A 19,188-nucleotide genomic window follows, 5' to 3' on the forward strand; every position below is an offset into this window, starting at 1 on the left:
GCGATATTTATCTTTATTCATCAATACGTTCCGTTTAGGTATCTCTATGTTGCTCTCTTCCATTCTTCATCACACTCGCGGTGATTTTGTTCGTAGGCTTATTGCGATTGCTTTGCCTATCACTTTGCAGAGCATTATGTTTTCAAGCCGAGGGTTAGTGGATGTGTTGATGTTGGGTCAGCTTGGAGAAGCAGACATTGCCGCAGTCGGTGTTGCAAGCCGAGCGATGTTCGTGACCACCATTATGTTGGTGGGTGTGACCACGGGTGGCGCATTGTTGACCGCACAATATTGGGGAGCGGGCGACAAACAAGGTGTGAGAGAAAGCACGGCACTAACGTGGTTGGTCTCGACGTTGTTTGCGTTACTGACTATTGTTTTCTTTGTCTCTTTCCCTGCGCAAATCATGGGCGTGACCACGGACTCTCAAGAAGTCATTAATTTGGGTATGGAATACATCGTTATTACCTCATTTAGCATGTTGGCGGTATCGTGCGTTAGCAGCATGGCTGTTGGCTTAAGAGCGATGCATAAACCGGGTCTCAGTACTTTCTTTAGTGGTATTGGCATCCTTTCTAATGTGTTCTTAAACTGGGTACTGATCTTCGGTCATTTGGGCTTTCCTGCTCTTGGTATAAAAGGCGCAGCGATTGCGACGGTAATGAGTGGGGCTATTGAAGTGGCGACCTTGTTTGGTTACCTCTATTTCTCTAAGCATTTATTAGCCTTTAAATTCTGCGATATTAAAGCGGCAGCGACCGTTGAAAAAGTGGTTCGTTTTCTGAAGTTATCGTTGCCGACGACGTTTAATTTCTTAGCTTGGGCTGGTGGCCTTTTTGCTTATCACGCAATCATGGGACAATCGGGCGTTCAAGGTTTGGCTGCACTGTCAGTCATGACGCCGGTTGAGTCTATCTCATTGAGCCTATTGATTGGCATGTCGAATGCGGCTGCGGTTTTGGTTGGAAATCAACTTGGTGCTAAGCACAATGAAGCAGTTTACTATCAAGCTTTGGGCTTAACGATTTTGTGTTTCTTGACCAGTATTGTTGTTGCGATTTTTCTCTACTTTATGCAAACGCCAATACTGAATTCGTTTAGCGCTTTGACTGAGGAAACCAGAGCCCTTTCGGAAAAGTTCATTCTGATTCTAAGCGTAGGAATTGTGCTTCGCTCAATTCCGATGACGGTCATTGTAGGGGTACTGAGAGCAGGAGGGGATGTTAAGTTTTGTCTCTATCAAGACTTGATTGCTCAGTGGGTTATCGGTATTCCACTGGCAGCGATCGCCGCTATTTATCTGAAGTTCACGCCTGAGTGGGTGTATTTACTGTTCTTAACTGAAGAGGTGATTAAATGGGGCGGTTCGCTCTATCGGGTAAAAACAAGGAAATGGATTAAAAATTTAATAGAAAATTGAAGTAGAGCGCATCTATCACATCACTTTATTATTGGCGTGTGATCTATCTTTCAAAATACTTCCTCCTAACAGGGAATTAGTGTAGATTCTTCTTCCAAATTCTAACTAATGTGAGCGGTTTAATGTTAAAGCTGTCAGACCTATGTAAAGGCTATGTCGATGGGGGGGAATTTCACCCTGTTTTGCAAGGTGCAGAGTTAACGTTAAACCAAGGTGACCAGTTGGCATTAATGGGCGAAAGCGGCTCCGGTAAAAGTACGTTACTGAATCTTATTGCGGGTTTAGACCTTGCCGATTCTGGTGAAATCGCTTTTCCTAACTTCAATATGCATGATTCGACTGAGCGCAATCGTACCGCATATCGCAGAAATAATATCGGTCACATCTTTCAGCAATTCAATTTACTTCCAACGCTTAACATAGCCGACAACATCCGCTTTTGCCGACAACTAAAAGGCTTACCTGAAGATAAAGGTTTGTGGCGACAAATTCTATCCGCTCTCGATTTAATGCCTTTACTCGGGCGTTACCCAGAAGAGGCGTCTGGTGGTCAACAACAGCGTGCAGCGATTGCTCGAGCTTTGTATATGGAACCCAAAATCTTATTGGCTGATGAGCCAACGGGTAGTTTGGATGAGAGAAATGCAGAAGCGGTGATGCGTTTACTGACTTCGTTGACTCGTCGATTAGAATGTACACTGTTGCTTGTCACTCACAGTGAAAAAGTGGCGTTACACATGGATGGTCGAATCCGTCTGCAAGGAGGGCAATTGCATGTTATGGCCCGTAGTTAAAGCGCTACTTGGTCACTATCGACGTTACCCTCTTCAGATTATCTTGGTATGGCTTGGTTTAACCCTTGGCGTCTCACTACTGGTTGGTGTTACAGCAATCAACCAACATGCCAAACAAAGCTATACCCATGGCGAGCGACTGTTTTCAAATCCTCTTCCTTACCGTATTCGACCAAAACACAACGCCAATAAAATTCCACAAGGTTTTTATATTCAGCTTCGCCGTGATGGATTTCAGCAGTGCTCTCCTTTTGACTATCATCGTATCACTGATGAAAACGGGGCGAACTTTATGCTGACTGGTTTAGACCCCGTGTCTATGCTCCAACTTCAGCCTGATACTGCCTTAAAAGACCTCACGACTTTAAACCTAATGAAGCCACCATACCCAATTCTTGTTAGTAATGATCTTGCTGAGTATATGGGGTGGACGAATGGGAATTATATCCATCTTATAGATGGCTCTGAGTTAGGGCCAATCGTCATTGACCAAAATAACCTGATCAACGGTACTCGTCTCATAGCGGATATTTCTTTGCTTAGAATGCTCAAACGCAGTTCTGGGCTTTCGGTGATTGCGTGCTCAGACATGCCAACGGAGAAGTTTGAACGACTCAAAGATATATTACCGAATGGGTTGACTATTTCTCGTAGTTCGAAGGCGGAGCTTGAGTCTCTGACCAGTGCTTTTCATATGAACCTGATCGCGATGGGGATGCTGTCTTTTGTGGTCGGTTTATTTATTTTCTACCAAGCGATGTCGCTCTCTTTTATTCAGCGTCAACCGTTAGTCGGTATTCTAAGACAAACCGGTGTTTCAGGGTGGCAGTTAACAAAAGCACTTTGTTTAGAGTTGTTGCTTTTGGTTCTACTGAGCTGGATATGCGGCAATATATTTGGCGTGATGCTCGCTAACCAATTGTTACCCGCTGTTTCTTCAAGTTTGGGCGACCTTTATGATGCTAATGTTGGTTTAACGTTAAGCTGGAATTGGCGTTGGAGTGGCTATAGCTTATTAATGGCATTGCTTGGTGCATTCTTAGCTTGCGCTTGGCCGTTGGTTCGTTTACTTAAGTCTCAACCTATTCGTTTGACCTCTCGGCTTTCATTGATGCGTTTTGCTGGTACTGAGTTTACTTGGCAGGCCTTGATTGGTTGTGGTTTTTGTGTGGCGGCTGTTGCTGTATATCAAGCTCCCCAGACCCAAGAGTCGGGTTTTGCTATTATCGCTCTGATGCTGATTAGTGTGGCTCTGTTTACACCTTTCTTGATGTGGAAGCTATTTAATAGCCTCTCTTATTCTTTACGTTGGGTTCGTGCTCGTTGGTTCTTCGCTGATGCTGCCTCAAGCATGAGCTATCGTGGTGTTGCAACCATGGCTTTTATGTTGGCATTAACGGCCAATATTGGTGTTGAGACCATGGTTGGAAGCTTTAGGGACACCACCGACAAATGGTTAACACAACGTTTGGCGGCGGATTTATATATCTACCCAACCAACAATGCAGCAGCTCGTATGAGTAGTTGGTTGTCAGAACAACCTGAAGTAGAGTCTGTGTGGTGGCGCTGGGAGAAAGATCTCGCTTCACCTGTCGGTAGTATTCAAATGGTGAGTACTGGCTCCTCTGAGGGTGAACTGGAAGCACTGACGATTAAGTTAGGTATACCAAATTATTGGTACCATTTACACCATTCTAGAGGCGTGTTGATCAGCGAGTCGATGTCTTTAAAGTTGGGCATTCGTCCTGGTGACTACATTGACCTTTATGACAGCCTAGGTTCCGGTTGGCAGGTTGTTGGTGTGTATTACGATTATGGCAATCCTTATCATCAGGTAATGATGTCACATCGAAACTGGTTGTATGGATTTGCAGGCAGAGGCAATGTAGGGCTTGGCGTTATATTAGAAGATGATGTGAATTCTGTAGGTTTACGTAGCCGATTAGAGAGTATATTTCGATTAGGCTCAGAACGTATTTTCGACAATAACAATATCCACAGCCAAGCCATGCGAGTGTTTGATAGAACGTTCGCGATTGCCGACACATTAGGTAACATTACTTTAGTTATTGCGGTTTTCGGGATCTTTTTTGCTACTGTCGCAGGGGAGGTGTCGCGTCAAAGGCACATTTCTTTACAGCGGTGCTTAGGTGTATCTGCAAAAGAACTGATTTTAACTGGTAGCTTACAATTGTTTGTATTTGGACTCATTTCCTCTTTGATAGCCGTTCCGCTTGGTTTGGCTTTAGCAAGTTTGATTGTTGATATTGTTATTAAGCAATCTTTTGGTTGGTCACTCGAGCTGCAAGTGATTCCATGGGATTATTTGGTGACATTTGCGTGGGCAATGACAGCATTAATGCTTGCTGGAGCTTTACCTGTTATGAGAATGATTCGGAACACGCCGATGAAATCACTTAGGGATGCGCTTTAATATGTCTCAACGGAATCGCACCACTAAACTAAGACATCGAGTTGTCTCTTCTCTTTTATTAGTCAGTTTTTTCGGTGCTCTTGTCGGTATTTGGGCCTATTACTCATATTTTGTTGATGCCGGTGAAAAGGGAGTCAATGAAGTCAATTCGGTGCTGGTTAGTGAGTACTTCAATGTATTTGAGCCAGTGCTGCCAGATAGAGACGTTTCTTTACCGCGAGATTTCTCATTTCATCCAGATTTTCAACACGAATGGTGGCACTACTTTGCATCGTTGATAGGGGAAGATGGTAAAAAGTACTCGGTTCAATGGAGTTTCTTTCGTATAGCAACAGATGAACGCGAGACTCCGGGATGGCAAAGCCCACAGATCTATATTTCAAATGTAGTGATCTCTTCTGAATCTAAAGTCTGGAAAGAGCAGCGTTTGGCGCGAGGTGGTATTGGCCAAGCTGGAATGACCAATCGCCCGTTTAGAATCTGGATTGATAACTGGAACTGGCGTTCACTGGGGAACACACCATTCCCTGGTCGTCTTCAAGTCAAAACGGATACATTTGGTCTTGAATTGGATACCGTGGCAAAAGGGCCTTATGTGCTCAATGATGAGCATGGGTATCAGAAAAAACACGACTTACTGCCTGTTGCGTCTTACAACTTTAGTGCCCCCTTTTTATCATTGAATGGGGTGTTGAACCTAGATGGTGTTACCAAGGAAGTTAAAGGTACGGCATGGGTACACAAAGAGTGGGGCAGTGGCTTGCTCGGCGTCGGGCAGCAAGGCTGGGACTGGTTTGTTTTCAACCTTGATGATGGTACAGCACTGAGTATTAGCCGCTATCGCCATAACCAACAGTTACCTTATGTATTTGGAACATTAGCCACACGTTCAGGTAAAGTCTACCAATTAACGGATTCTGATATTTCTATTAAGCCTCTGCAGAACACGACGTTATTGAATGGCAGAAGAATGCCATTACAGTGGATAATCAACGTGCCACAGTACGATATCAACCTTACGACACGTATCCAACGCAGAGATATGTGGTTACCTTTTGTTATACCTTATTGGGAAGGACCAATAATGGCGAGTGGCAGCCATGAAGCGAAAGGCTTTATGCAGTTAACCGGCTACTAGAAAACACCTAAGGCTATCATTTGATAGCCTTTTTTTATGTTAATGATTTCCGTCCGGCGTAAAAAATTGTGAATACAGCTTCGTTTATCTCATCTATACTTATTTAATGGGGAATAATAACATTATGGAATATACGACGTATTGTTTAGTATTTGTAGGAAAAACCGAAGTTAAACATCCGGAGAAGTGATTATCTATCGTTAAAGCTTGGATATAAACTCATAGCTATTCTTTGTTATTCGTTTATTTAAATAATAAATATAAGGGCGAAATCATGACCGACGTCATTCGTGACTTCTTTAAAATGGAATCTGCTGGCGGCATCATACTAGTCATCGCTGCGGCGATCGCAATGTTTGTAGCAAACTCACCACTGAACGACATGTACCAAGGTGTACTTCACAGTTACGTTCTTGGTATGTCTATGTCTCACTGGATTAACGATGGCTTAATGGCTGTGTTTTTCCTTCTCATCGGTTTAGAAGTGAAGCGCGAACTTTTAGAAGGCGCATTAAAGTCTAAAGAAACAGCAATCTTCCCAGCTATCGCAGCTGTGGGTGGTATGCTAGCTCCTGCACTTATCTACGTGTTATTCAATTCTGGTAATCCAGAAGCATTACAGGGTTGGGCTATCCCAGCAGCAACTGATATCGCATTCGCATTGGGTATCATGGCTCTACTAGGCAACCGTGTGCCAGTAAGCTTGAAGGTATTCTTACTTGCGTTGGCAATAATTGATGACTTGGGTGTTGTTGTCATTATTGCACTGTTTTATTCAAGCGACCTATCAACACTTGCACTAACTATTGGTTTTATCGCAACTGGCGTGCTGTTCATGTTAAACAACAAACATGTAACTAAGCTGAGTGTGTATTTAATTGTTGGGGCAATTCTTTGGTTCGCAGTACTGAAGTCTGGGGTTCACGCAACATTGGCAGGTGTAGTCATTGGTTTTGCGATCCCGCTGAAAGGTAACAAAGGGGAGCATTCTCCACTGAAACATTTAGAGCATGCATTGCACCCATATGTAGCTTTCGCGATCTTGCCAATTTTTGCATTTGCAAATGCAGGTATTTCTTTGGAAGGCATCTCAATCTCAAGCCTAACAAGTATGTTGCCTCTAGGTATCGCTATGGGTCTATTGATTGGTAAGCCTCTTGGCATCTTTGCATTTAGCTGGGGCGCGGTGAAACTTGGTATCGCTAAGCTTCCTGAAGGTGTGAACTTTACGAATATCTTCGCAGTATCTGTGTTGTGCGGTATTGGTTTTACAATGTCAATCTTTATCTCTTCACTGGCGTTTGGTCCAACGAACGCGGAGTTTGATACGTTTGCTCGACTCGGTATCTTGATGGGGTCAACGACTGCTGCGATTTTGGGTTATATCTTACTGCGTTTTTCTCTACCGAAAACAAACCAACAGCAAGTGGGAATTTAATCGGTTCACCGAGTAACAAGAACCGAGTCTCACGATGATTCATGTGACAACAAACAAAAAAGCCGTGTAGGGTAACCCTATCACGGCTTTTTATCTTATTCTTTAGCAATGAGTTCTCTAGCATTTAGTTGTGTCAGGCATTTTTGGCTTGGTGCTGTTGGTCTTAAAACCAAGTCCACAATATTTAGAGGCTAGAGTGTCTCGCTACTTTTCTAGTGTGGTAAATATTGTCCACTCCTCGACGATTTGTTCACTTAGCCCCACTACCGTCGCCGTTACTTTTCGATTTAGTGCGTGAGACATAGGGTCATCACCGTCTTTTTCTAAACGCTCTTCACCGTAACCAATAACTCTCACTCGACTCGGGTCGACACCATTTGATAGCAATTCATCTTCAACTTGGTGAGCGCGTTTTTTCGATAACTCTAAGTTGTATTCACTAGCCCCCACTTTGCTGGCGTAACCTTGAATCTCAATAGACGCACTTTGATAGGTTTCTAAGAATTCAGCCATGGTCGTGATTTGATCAGAGAAGACCGGGTTAACTTCAAACGAATCATTGGCAAACAGGATTCTCAACTGTCTGACATCTTGAGAGCGAACTGTCTCTCCACAACCTTCATTATCAACGAGTGACGTTTCAGGTGTGCCAGGGCAAGTGTCTCGAGCATTAACTACGCCATCGTTATCATCGTCTTGCAGGTCGGAAATCTGTTCTGCTTCCGGCGTTTCTATGTAGGTCTCTTCATTTTGGTTAGAGCATGCGCATAACGTTAATGTTAAAGCAGAAAGTAATAAGTAAGGTGTCTTCATCATTAATACTCCACGGCCGTTGTCCACTCGTCTGGTATATCGACCAGTAGAGCATTCAATAGAGAACCGGTAGCGTTCATTACACGATATTTAGCGTACTGTTCAGAGTAATGGGCATCTAAGTAATCTTTACGGGCTTCAAATAATTCGTTTTCGGTGTTAAGCAGATCAAGGAGCGTACGTTTGCCAATTCGATACTGTTTCTCATAAGCGATAACGGTTTCTGAAGCTGAATCTACATGGTCAGATAAGAAGTTTTTTTGTTGCAACGTCAGGTCCAATGCACTCCAAGATAGGCGAAGGCCTTCCTCTACTTGTCGATAAGCACGGTCTCTTAGATCTTTGGCTTTGTTCAGTTGGTAAGCTGCCGATTCAGAGTTCGCACTGTCAGTACCACCATTATAGAGGTTGTATCGCATTCTTAACATTGCCAGTGTTTCTTGGCTCGAACCTTCATCCCCACCAGCGTCATCACGCCATGATTGAGATGCTTCAATAGAGAAAGTTGGGTAATTCACTCCCTTCGACTGCTTGTATTGGAAGTATGCTGAATCAACATCTGCAGAAGCGACTTTGATGACTGGGTGCTTATCCAAAGCGTCAACGATGGCGTCTGTTAATGACAAAGGGAGCATAGAGATATCAGCTCTCGGGTAAACTAAGCCTAGCGGTTCTTGACCCACAATTCGTCTAAATTGGGTATGGGTATCAATCAAATTATTTTGCGCAGCCAATAAATTACCGTGAGCTTTTGCGATCCTAGCTTCTACTTGGGAAACGTCTGCCGTTGAGCCTATACCAGAATTAGCTCGTTTTTTGATGTCTTTATAGATTTTTTTGTGTATGGCTAGGTTACTTTCCGATAGGGCTAATACCTCAGTCGCTTTCACTGCATCTAGATAGATTTGGGTCACCTCAAGTGCTTTGTCTTCGGCGTCTGCGAGCAATTGTAAGCGAACCGATTCGGCTTCAGCGGCGGTGCGATCAATGTCGTATAGAGTCGCGGAACCATCCCATAATAATTGAGTTAGGGATATCGTTGCTTCCTTTCTGGTTAGATCCGTATCAGGTCCGTTATTTGGTGCTGGGTTTATACCTTCGTAACCGATACCTCCATCTAAGTCGATACTAGGCTTATAAGCGCCACCAGAGGCGTCATTTTGTTTTTTTACGCTCACATACTCATTGAATATACTTTTTATCTCTGGATTCGTTGCCAAGGTGATCGCAACAGACTGTTCTAGAGTTTGAGCGGCAAGCGGTGTTGTAGCAACTAAGCAACACATGATGGATAGTTTAAACAATTTCAAAGTAGCTCTCCTTCTACTTTTATATGTTTTGACCATTCTCGGAGCAGTATTTTCTGCTTCGTTGAGAGACAGGCTGTATAAACGAAGCTTAGGACATGTGAAAAAAAATGCGAAGTTTGCTGATTTATTTTTGAATGTAAGTCGCTATGGTTATTGATTAATTTAAAACTTGCGAACTTTGTTTGACTAATGAGTGGATTATCAATAGTGGGGGTACTAAATTTACAGTACGAGACAGCCATAATGAAAAGTGGGGTTGGACCCGCGTTTGGTATGTTCTGGGTAGAAGTAGGAATTTAGATATGGGAAATATCAACCTAAATATTCTAGGCCTTGCCAACGTAAGTGTTGTGCTTGACGCACAAGGAAAATTACGTCGATTGGCTCCGGGTGAACAACCAGCTACGAGTGATGTTGTCATAAGCCTAGGTACTGACGATACAAGTGTGCCAAGTGTTTCAGCTCGATTTTTTGATGCTCAAGAACAACAGAACGATTTAGATATTGATGACGCAATTGCACAGGTTCAACGTGCGATTGGAGAGGGGTTTGACCCAACTGAGTTAGGAGAGGAGTTTGATACCGCAGCCGGTGAGCAAGGTTCGAGTTTAACCAACAGCGGAAGAATAGAACGAACTGGTACCGAGACTCTCGCTCAAACTAACTTTGAAACAGAAGGTTTTGAGTCTCAAGGGTTATCAGAGACCCAAAGTCTCGCGTTGTTTGACATTATTGCGTTGGCTCTAATATCGGGAGATACCAATGCGATTGAGTTTGAACAAGATGAACCTATAGAAACTGGTGGGTCACTAACGCTTAACCAACCGGGTGTATCTTTCGCCGAAAAAGAGGTTACAGGTGACAGCGGGTTCGGTACTTTTACCGTTAACGAGGACGGTACTTGGGTATTCGTTGCTGACCGTCCATTCAATGCGCTTGGAAATGGGGCACAGATACAAGATACGACCACAGTACAAACCTCTGATGGAGGTGAACAAATTATTACTGTTACCATTATTGGTACCGATGATGCTGCTGTTGCGACTGGTGGGTTGGGCTGTGTTACCGAGGACATTAATGTTGATGAAATTACCAACCAACTGGTGACGTCTGGTCAGGTTACGATTACCGATGTAGACAGTGACTCTCCTACCTTTTTACCTGATGGTGAATTTAAGCTTGAGGGCTCGACTAATGTATCGCAATTCGGTGCGTTATCCATCGAACCTGACGGCAGCTGGACCTATGCTGTTAATAATGATGACGTGCAACACCTAGACGATGATGAGTTTGTCACTGAAGTATACACGGTGACAGCTGAAGACGGCACGACAAGCGAAGTGACGATCACTATTAACGGAGCTGAAGATCCATCCGAAATCACTGTAGGAGAAGGAAACAGTGACATGGGCAGCGTCACTGAAGACGTGGGTGTGGTGGATGAAGAGTTGAACGTTCTTGACACGACGGGGTCGCTGACTATTAGTGACCCAGACACTAATGATAATCCTGTTTTTAATCCAACCGGTGAATTTAAACCTGTTGGCTCTACAAGTGGTAGTGCGCTCGGTACTTTGACCATTACAGCCTGTGGTGATTGGACGTATTCCGTTAAAAATGATTTAGTTCAATTCCTCAACACAGGAGAAACAATTACAGAGCTGTTCACTGTCACTTCAACTGATGGTATTGAGCACGTTATAGAAATCACTATCAACGGTACTAATGATGCACCTGAGGCGACAAGCTTCAGTATTGATACACCTGGAAGCGGTCAGGTCTGTGAGGATAAAGTGGATGGAGGAGTTGTAGACACGTCGGTAGGTGGTTATGACAATAATGAAGATGTTATTGATTATTGTGGTGTCGAGACGAACATTACCTTCAATTCAGCGATAGCTTATCAAGATCGAATTTCTGATGTTGAGGATGATTACAATGGTATTGATCTACACATCATAGTTAAAGATCTTCCTATGACAGGAACGCTTCTCTATACAAGTAGTAATGGTGTCACTCGTGAGGTGGTGGAAAGCGATGTCGGTGTCACTCAATTTGATCATACCGGTATCAGTTATGTAGCGGGGGCAGGAGCTGACTTCCTACTGGGTATAAAAGATGAACCAACCGCGGATACTCCTGTGTCTGAAGATGGTTTTTATAACTGGGGAGGAGAAGTGGTAGGTTCTGGTGGCATGAGACGAGAAGTCGAACTTACTAATGGCAACTCCATCTTTGTTGAGATTAATAACCCTGATGACAAACCGCTAAAACAATACAACGCAGAAGAGAGCCATGTAGGGTATGGGATTGGAGATAGTGATGGTCGTGGTGTTAATAAAGGTGAGATTCTTACCTTAGATTTTTCAGAAAACCCGATTTCTCAAGTTCGATTTGGTCTGGATGGATTAGGCCCTGTATTTGAGGAAGATAATCCTAACATTGTGAGAGCCACTTTCCACTTTGTTGAAGGGGGCTATGAAACGGTAGAGTATGAGAAAGAACCCGGGGAGCTTGGTGTTGATCGCTTGTTCTACGAGTTCACGCACTCGTCTCCTAATCAGGCAATAGAGAAAGTCGAGTTCTCAAATCCTAAAGGAAGCTGGGAGCTTAGATACATTGGTGGTGATTTAGAAGTCACAAAAGATAGCTTTGACTATCAAGTCATTGATTCGACAGGTGAGGTAAGTAGCGTTGAGACTGTAACGCTCAATGTCGAAGGTGCGGCCCCTCACCAAGTGATTAGCGATCCTGAATCGTCAGATTTTGCTGCTAACTTGGGCAACGATATCTTGATTGGAAATGATGAAGAAAATGTTTTCGAGTGGTTAGACTCAGCTCTCGACAACAGCGTCGATGTGGTCAAAGAGTTCAGTGTCGGTGAAGACTTGCTTGAGCTTCGTGATATTTTAGATGCTACAGGCAATGACTCTATTCATGAGCTGATTCCGGAAATAGATGTCGCTCTACAAGGTGATAACTTGGTTATGAGCATTGAGCATGATAGTGGCGACCAAACTATCGTTTTAGAATCTGTAAAGGATCAATTAAGCGACTATGTTGTTGATAACAACTTTGATAGCCTTTCTGCGCTAAGTGAACTTATCAAAAACGATGCAGCCTAATAGGCACGTGGAATGTTCTATGGCTTGACGTAATGAAAGCCCTCGGTTTCGGGGGCTTTTTTGCGTTCAGGAGTAGCCGAACAAAAATCGCCTGAATTATAGGCAAAAAAAAAGCCCAAACCAACGTGGTTTGGGCGGATACAAGTATAGGAGTTAATAAGGAAAATGCAGTAATTAAGAAACCAGGGAGAAGCAAGTTTGACGGCCTGTTAAACTTCTAAATACTCTGTTTTCTATATAATTATGACCTTCCATTTCGATTTCAGTTCCACGAAAATTCATTAATTTTTTCTTTTTTTGTAAAAACACGTTTATTCAATTGGTTAGTGTTGAACCTTACCAACTGGTACGACCAATTTGTGAAAATGTGATGTTGCTTGCTTGTTAAATAAATGTACTGGGCGTATATTTCAAACAGTTGTTTAATACGAGTGATTGAAATGGCACCAAGAAGTACAACCAAAGACAAAATCTTAGATGTAGCTGAAGGCTTATTTGCTGAGCACGGTTTCAATGACACCTCTTTACGCACTATTACAGGTAAAGCCAATGTCAATTTAGCTTCGGTCAATTACCACTTTGGCGATAAGAAAACTCTGGTTCGTGCAGTTCTCAATCGTTATTTAGAGGCATTTATGCCAGCACTGCAAGACGCTTTGGTGAACTTAAACTTGGACGAAACGTATTCTATGAATGATGTGTTTGAGTCTTTAAGGCAACCACTAAGAGCCCTTAATGATGTTAGGCCTAATGGCACAAGTCGATTTATGTTACTTATCGGCAGAGGCTATACGGATGTGCAAGGGCACTTGCGTTGGTTCATTACAACTCGCTACAGCGAAGTACTGACTCTGTTTACCAGCTCAGTAATGAAAGCTAACCCGAGCCTCACTCAAGAACAGTTATTTTGGCGATTGCACTTCACCCTAGGGACTTGTGTTTTCACCATGGCTTCCAGTCAGGCTCTCGTTGAAATTGCAGAGAATGATTACGGTAAGCGAATAGATGCCAAAGCAGTGGTCGATATTCTTATTCCATACTTGGCCGCTGGCATGTCAGCAGAAGAATAAAACAATAAAAAGCGAAACATTCACAACCAAAATAGTGAACAAAAGGATCTGAACTATGAGCTCTCTAAGACAAAAATGGGTAAGTGACCCAGCTTTTAAACTCTTTAAAAAAGTACTACCACCACTATCTAGCACCGAGAAAGAAGCGATGGAAGCGGGTAGTGTTTGGTGGGATGGAGAGCTGTTTTCTGGTAAACCAGATTTCACTAAGCTGCACCAATATCCAAAACCTCAGCTGACAGCAGAAGAGCAATCGTTCATGGATAATGAACTTGAAACGTTGCTTGCTATGCTCGATGACCACCAAATCGTAAAAGAAGATCGAGACCTTCCTGAGGAGGTGTGGAACTTCTTACGCAAAGAGCGTTTCTTCTCGCTAATTATTGCGAAAGAGTACGGCGGTCGTGAATTTTCAGCACACGCCAACTCGACTATCGTAACTAAGATTGCGACTCGCAGTATCAGTACTGCGGTTTCAGTCATGGTTCCAAACTCTCTTGGTCCTGGTGAGCTGTTGTCTCACTACGGTACTCAAGATCAGAAAGACTACTGGCTACCGCGTCTTGCTGACGGTACAGATATTCCATGTTTCGCATTAACCGGCCCTGAAGCAGGTTCTGATGCGGGTGGTATCCCTGATGTCGGTACGGTATGTATGGGAATGCACGAAGGCAAAGAGACACTAGGCATCAAGCTTAGCTGGAATAAGCGATACATTACGCTAGCACCAGTGGCGACGGTACTTGGTCTGGCTTTCAAACTGCACGATCCAGAGAAGCTGCTTGGCGACAAGGAAGACATCGGTATCACTTGTGCGCTAATCCCGGCAGAGCATGAAGGCGTTGTGATTGGCGAGCGTCATGATCCACTTGGCCTTGCGTTTATGAATGGTCCAACACGCGGTCACGATGTATTCATCCCAATGGAATGGCTAATCGGTGGCGCAGATTACGCAGGTAAAGGCTGGCGTATGCTGGTGGAATGTTTGTCTGCAGGTCGTGGTATCTCATTACCCGCACTGGGCACGGCGATGGGCCACCTAACAGCGAAAACGACCGGCGCATACGCTTATGTTCGTAAGCAGTTCGGCATGTCGATTGGTAAGTTCGAAGGTGTTGCTGAGAGCCTAGGCCGTATTGGTGGTTTAACGTATCTACTAGAAGCAACTCGTACGCTGACAACTACTTCACTCGATATGAAAGAGAAGCCGGGTATCGTAACGGCTATCGCTAAATACCACATGACAGAGATGGCGCGTACGATTCTGAATGATTCAATGGATATTCACTCGGGTCGTGCAATTCAAGATGGACCAATGAACTACTTGGCTGCGCCTTACCTAGGTATTCCAGTTGCTATCACAGTAGAAGGTGCGAACATCCTAACTCGTAATCTGATGATCTTCGGTCAAGGTGCGACACGTTGTCACCCATACGTATTGAGCGAAATGGAAGCAGCAGCGAACCCTGATGAGAAGCAAGGTGCGAAGGATTTCGATAAATTGTTGTTCAAGCACATCTCACACGCAACTAAAAACACGTTCGGTGCTTTTGGTGCGGCATTAACGGGCTCTAAGTTCATTAAAGCCGACATGAGTGGCCCAACGAAGCCTTACTACCAAGATCTGACTCGTTTAAGCCGTGCGCTTGCTGTAAGTGCGGATTTCGCAATGCTGACACTAGGTGGCGAACTGAAACGTAAAGAGCTTATCTCTGCACGTTTGGGTGATGGTCTAAGTTACTTATACATGGCGTCTGCTGCGCTTAAGAAGTATGAAGACGAAGGTCGTCAACAAGCTGACCTAGACTACGTACATTACGCGGTTCAACACTGTTTCCACAACGCGGCTAAATCTCTACAAGAAGCGTACAGAAACTTCCCGAACAAGATGGTTGGGAAAGTGCTGAAAGGTCTCGTTTTCCCTGTGGGCAACCACTTTGAAAAACCAAGTGATAACCTAACGGTACAACTGGCTGAAAGCTTGATGACTCCTGGTGCACACCGTGAACGTCTAACTCACCTTTGCTACATCGGCAAGGAAGAGGATGATAGTGTTGGCCTTATGGAGAATGCTTTCAATGCGATGTACAGCATTAAGCCTCTAGAGCGTAAGATCTTCAAAGCAGTGAAAGAGGGCAAAGTGGCTCGTAAAGGCTTGCTGGCAGACAAACTGGCTCAAGCACTTGCAGCAGGTGTACTTACTCAAGAAGAAGTCGACCAAATTGTTGCTGCTGATAAACTACGTTATACAGCAATTCAAGTTGACCACTTCAGTCATGACTTTAGTGAAACTTTGACGCGAAAAGAGTTAAAACCTAAGCTAAATAGCGTTGCTTAGAGAAAGAAATGATAAAAGGCACCTAATAAGGTGCCTTTTTTGTTTTTGTCGTAGAAATCGCAATAGACGCGTTAACAAATGGTGACTTAGTCAGCAAATATGAGCTGAGTGATCCAACCACTTGCATTTTCACCACATTTTTACAGAAATTAGATGCCATTTGCGCACGAAACTCTTATCCTTAACCTGATTTTTTAAGGAAGTTGAATATGATCATCAAACCTCGAATTCGCGGATTCATCTGTACTACAACACATCCAGTCGGTTGTGAAGCTAATGTAAAAGAACAAATAGCTTACACAAAAGCTCAAGGCCCAATCGCAAACGCACCTAAACGTGTACTCGTTGTTGGCTCTTCAAGTGGCTACGGCTTGTCTTCACGTATTGCGGCTGCATTTGGTGGCGGCGCTTCAACTATCGGTGTTTTCTTCGAGAAAGCCGGTACTGAGAAAAAACCTGGCACAGCTGGTTTTTACAACTCAGCAGCGTTCGACAAGTTAGCTAAAGAAGAAGGCCTGTATTCAAAAAGCCTTAACGGCGATGCTTTCTCTAACGAAGCGAAACAGAAAACAATTGATCTGATCAAAGAAGATCTAGGTCAAATCGATATGGTTGTGTACTCACTGGCATCTCCAGTACGTAAAATGCCAGAGACTGGCGAAGTGATTCGTTCAGCTCTAAAACCTATCGGCGAAACGTACACATCAACAGCGGTTGATACCAACAAAGATGCGATCATTGAAGCAAGTGTTGAGCCTGCATCTGAAGAAGAGATCAAAGACACTGTTACTGTAATGGGCGGTGAAGATTGGGAACTTTGGATCAACGCTCTTTCTGAAGCGGGTGTTCTAGCTGACGGTTGTAAGACAGTTGCTTACAGCTACATCGGTACTGAACTAACGTGGCCAATCTACTGGGATGGCGCGCTAGGTAAAGCTAAGATGGATCTAGACCGTGCAGCATCAGCGCTGAATGAGAAACTAGGCCAAACTGGCGGTACTGCTAACGTTGCTGTTCTTAAGTCTGTTGTGACTCAAGCAAGTTCTGCAATCCCTGTTATGCCTCTTTACATCGCTATGGTGTTCAAGAAGATGCGTGAAGAAGGTATTCACGAAGGTTGTATGGAACAGATCTTCCGTATGTTCAGCCAGCGTCTATACAAAGAAGACGGCAGCGCGCCAGAAGTGGATGAAGTGAACCGTCTACGTTTAGATGACCTAGAACTTCGTGACGACATTCAAGAGCATTGTCGTAACCTATGGCCTCAAATCACAACTGAAAACCTAAAAGAGCTGACTGACTACGTAGAGTACAAAGAAGAGTTCTTGAAGCTATTTGGTTTCGGTGTTGAAGGTGTTGATTACGAAGCTGACGTCAACCCAGCGGTTGAATTTGATGTAGCTGACATCTAATTCCAACAATCGATTCAAATGAAATAGGCGCTCATTGAGCGCCTATTTTTTTGTCTGTTGTTTGAGTAAAGAGGTAAAGATCAGATGGGGAATTCGAGTTGCGAAGAGCTCTAAGATCAAGTGAGAGAAACTAGTCATAAAAAATGCACTAATCCAAATATGAATTAGTGCATTTGAAATATCTAAGCTGGGCTGTTTTTAAAGCAGTAGGCGCTAGCTAATGATGATGATGAAAGTACCTGCTAGGGTCATCAAAATATTCGCTATCGCGTAAGTCCCTGCGTAACCTAGTGCTGGAATGGTTGAACGAGCGTGGCCATTTACGATGTCCATAGCCGGAGCGCAGGTTCGTGCGCCAATGATGGCTCCAAATAGCAGAGCACGGTTCATCTTCAAGACGTAAGCGCCAACTAAGTAAGCGAAGAAAACTGGCAGTACACTCACTATGAGTGCGATACCGATCACCTGAGGGCCTACTTGAGTTATGTGCTCAAACATCTTTCCACCAGCACTTAAGCCAATACCAACCATAAAGAACATCAAGCCAAGATCTTTGACCATGTTTAACGCCCCTTGAGGAACGTAACCAAAAGTAGGGTGGTTAGCTCTTAAAAAGCCAAGCATGATACCGGATAGAAGGAGGCCTACAGCATTACCTAACCCAAATGAAACCTGACCGAATGTCATTGTGATTAAGCCGAATAAAATGCCCAGAATGAAGAAGCTACAGAAAGCCATCAAGTCTGCCATTTGGCTATGGATAGAGATGAAGCCGATTTGCTCCGCTAAGCCATGGACTCGACTTTTCTCACCACTGACTTGTAATACATCACCCTTGGAAAGCACTATGTTTAAGTCCATTGGCATCTCAATCTGAGCTCTCACTACTCGGTTTAAGAAACAGCCATACTCAGACAAATTCAGGTCCGACAGTCGTTTACCCGCGATACTGTCACTCTTAACGACGATCTCTTCTTCTACGATACGAAGATCAAGAAGGTTACGGTCGAAAACTTCTTTACCGTTACGAAAGCTCGGGTCAAGACGCGCGTGGCTGTCTGGGAAACCAACCAAAGCAATTTCATCACCTTCTTGCAGAATGGCATCACCATCAGGGTGGGCAAGAATACCATTACGGCGAATACGCTCGATGTAACAGCCAGTTTGACGATAGATACCCAGCTCACGCAGGTTCTTACCGCCTGTCCACGAAACAAGTTCTGGTCCCACACGGTAAGCACGAATAATTGGAAGGTAAACCTTACGTTGCCCTGAAGAACCCAGGCCACGCTCTTGAGCTATTTGCTCTGCTGAATCGTGCAGGTTTACTTTCTGAAGCTTTGGAATTAAACGGGCGAACATAATCATACTGATCAAGCCAACCAAGTAAGCCATTGCGTAACCGACAGAAAGGTTTTCAATGATCAGGCCTAAATCCATGTTCCTTGGTATTTCTGCAAGCCCGGAATTCAGAGCGTCTTGAGCTCCTACTAAGATTGGTGTTGCAGTCAAGGCTCCCGCCATCATACCTGCAGATAAACCAAACCCAAGACCAAGGTAGTGGCTGCTGAAGTAGGTTAAGGCGATCGCGGTAGAAAGCACCACGAGGCTTAGAATGAGATAATGTTTACCGTCTCTGAAGAATATACCGAAGAAGTTTGGTCCTGCTTCAATACCTACACAATAGATAAAGAGCATAAAACCTATGGTGAGAGCGTCTGCGTTAAAGGAAAAACCAAGGTGCCCCATGATCAGGGAAGTTATAAGCACACCTATAGAGTTGCCAAGTTGGAGGCTACCAAACCGAATTTTGCCAATGGCAAGGCCAATCGACAAAACAACAAAGATGAGAAGGATAGGGTTTTGTTCTAGCAAAAAAACAACGTCGATATTCAC

Annotated in this window: 12 protein-coding genes; 9 read left to right on the plus strand and 3 right to left on the minus strand. The window is 44.0% G+C overall.

Going from position 1 to position 19,188, the window contains the following annotated elements:
- Positions 1 to 46: 46 nt before the first annotated feature.
- From OCT63_RS07025 to nhaA, 5 genes are all read left to right on the plus strand, one after another.
- Positions 47 to 1,420: an MATE family efflux transporter gene (locus OCT63_RS07025; protein WP_161686447.1), complete on the plus strand. Its 1,374-nt coding sequence runs from the start codon at positions 47 to 49 to the stop codon at positions 1,418 to 1,420.
- A 122-nt stretch (positions 1,421 to 1,542) separates the two neighbouring features.
- Entirely contained in the window at positions 1,543 to 2,214 is a 672-nt protein-coding gene (locus OCT63_RS07030; protein ID WP_269983440.1) for an ABC transporter ATP-binding protein, read from the plus strand.
- Entirely contained in the window at positions 2,195 to 4,648 is a 2,454-nt protein-coding gene (locus OCT63_RS07035) for an ABC transporter permease (RefSeq protein WP_269983441.1), read from the plus strand. The genes OCT63_RS07030 and OCT63_RS07035 overlap by 20 nt, the downstream gene beginning before the upstream one ends.
- Entirely contained in the window at positions 4,638 to 5,786 is a 1,149-nt protein-coding gene (locus tag OCT63_RS07040; protein ID WP_269983442.1) for a lipocalin-like domain-containing protein, read from the plus strand. Before OCT63_RS07035 ends, OCT63_RS07040 begins: the two co-directional genes overlap by 11 nt.
- Before the next feature lie 274 nt (positions 5,787 to 6,060).
- A complete protein-coding gene (nhaA, locus tag OCT63_RS07045) occupies positions 6,061 to 7,224 on the plus strand; it encodes a Na+/H+ antiporter NhaA (protein WP_269983443.1) in 1,164 nt (387 codons plus the stop codon).
- A 204-nt stretch (positions 7,225 to 7,428) separates the two neighbouring features.
- On the opposite strand, the gene OCT63_RS07050 is transcribed toward nhaA, so the two are convergent.
- Both OCT63_RS07050 and OCT63_RS07055 read right to left on the minus strand, forming a co-directional pair.
- Positions 7,429 to 8,040 carry an OmpA family protein gene (locus tag OCT63_RS07050; protein WP_269983444.1) on the minus strand — a complete coding sequence of 204 codons (612 nt, stop codon included), beginning with the start codon at positions 8,038 to 8,040 and terminating at the stop codon, positions 7,429 to 7,431.
- The gene (locus tag OCT63_RS07055; protein WP_269983445.1) at positions 8,040 to 9,347 is read right to left on the minus strand and encodes a TolC family outer membrane protein; all 1,308 of its coding nucleotides are present in this window, start codon (positions 9,345 to 9,347) and stop codon (positions 8,040 to 8,042) included. The genes OCT63_RS07050 and OCT63_RS07055 overlap by 1 nt, the downstream gene beginning before the upstream one ends.
- A 302-nt stretch (positions 9,348 to 9,649) precedes the next feature.
- On the opposite strand from OCT63_RS07055, the gene OCT63_RS07060 reads away from it, so the two are divergent.
- From OCT63_RS07060 to fabV, 4 genes are all read left to right on the plus strand, one after another.
- Positions 9,650 to 12,472, plus strand: a complete 2,823-nt coding sequence (locus OCT63_RS07060; RefSeq protein ID WP_161686454.1) for a VCBS domain-containing protein — start codon at positions 9,650 to 9,652, stop codon at positions 12,470 to 12,472.
- A 440-nt stretch (positions 12,473 to 12,912) separates the two neighbouring features.
- Positions 12,913 to 13,542 carry a TetR/AcrR family transcriptional regulator gene (locus OCT63_RS07065; RefSeq protein WP_060467937.1) on the plus strand — a complete coding sequence of 210 codons (630 nt, stop codon included), beginning with the start codon at positions 12,913 to 12,915 and terminating at the stop codon, positions 13,540 to 13,542.
- Between the two features lie 55 nt (positions 13,543 to 13,597).
- Positions 13,598 to 15,880, plus strand: coding sequence for an acyl-CoA dehydrogenase (locus OCT63_RS07070; RefSeq protein ID WP_161686456.1), 2,283 nt, complete (start codon positions 13,598 to 13,600; stop codon positions 15,878 to 15,880).
- Positions 15,881 to 16,089: 209 nt separating this feature from the next.
- The gene (gene fabV, locus OCT63_RS07075; RefSeq protein WP_161749065.1) at positions 16,090 to 17,292 is read left to right on the plus strand and encodes an enoyl-ACP reductase FabV; all 1,203 of its coding nucleotides are present in this window, start codon (positions 16,090 to 16,092) and stop codon (positions 17,290 to 17,292) included.
- 213 nt (positions 17,293 to 17,505) lie between these two features.
- Here fabV and OCT63_RS07080 read toward each other — a convergent pair whose 3' ends face one another.
- Positions 17,506 to 19,188 carry an aspartate:alanine antiporter gene (locus tag OCT63_RS07080; protein ID WP_017057558.1) on the minus strand — a complete coding sequence of 561 codons (1,683 nt, stop codon included), beginning with the start codon at positions 19,186 to 19,188 and terminating at the stop codon, positions 17,506 to 17,508.

The sequence above is a fragment of the Vibrio sp. RW genome, from assembly GCF_027587105.1.
In the GTDB taxonomy this organism is placed as follows: Bacteria; Pseudomonadota; Gammaproteobacteria; order Enterobacterales; family Vibrionaceae; genus Vibrio; species Vibrio toranzoniae.

Excerpts from the sequence above, each read along its gene's own strand:
- OCT63_RS07025 (WP_161686447.1), top strand. The coding sequence starts at position 47 with ATGTTGCTCTCTTCCATTCTTCATCACACTCGCGGTGATTTTGTTCGT.
- OCT63_RS07030 (WP_269983440.1), top strand. The coding sequence starts at position 1,543 with ATGTTAAAGCTGTCAGACCTATGTAAAGGCTATGTCGATGGGGGGGAA.
- OCT63_RS07035 (WP_269983441.1), top strand. The coding sequence starts at position 2,195 with ATGTTATGGCCCGTAGTTAAAGCGCTACTTGGTCACTATCGACGTTAC.
- OCT63_RS07040 (WP_269983442.1), top strand. The coding sequence starts at position 4,638 with ATGCGCTTTAATATGTCTCAACGGAATCGCACCACTAAACTAAGACAT.
- nhaA (WP_269983443.1), top strand. The coding sequence starts at position 6,061 with ATGACCGACGTCATTCGTGACTTCTTTAAAATGGAATCTGCTGGCGGC.
- OCT63_RS07050 (WP_269983444.1), bottom strand. The coding sequence starts at position 8,040 with ATGATGAAGACACCTTACTTATTACTTTCTGCTTTAACATTAACGTTA.
- OCT63_RS07060 (WP_161686454.1), top strand. The coding sequence starts at position 9,650 with ATGGGAAATATCAACCTAAATATTCTAGGCCTTGCCAACGTAAGTGTT.
- OCT63_RS07065 (WP_060467937.1), top strand. The coding sequence starts at position 12,913 with ATGGCACCAAGAAGTACAACCAAAGACAAAATCTTAGATGTAGCTGAA.
- OCT63_RS07070 (WP_161686456.1), top strand. The coding sequence starts at position 13,598 with ATGAGCTCTCTAAGACAAAAATGGGTAAGTGACCCAGCTTTTAAACTC.
- fabV (WP_161749065.1), top strand. The coding sequence starts at position 16,090 with ATGATCATCAAACCTCGAATTCGCGGATTCATCTGTACTACAACACAT.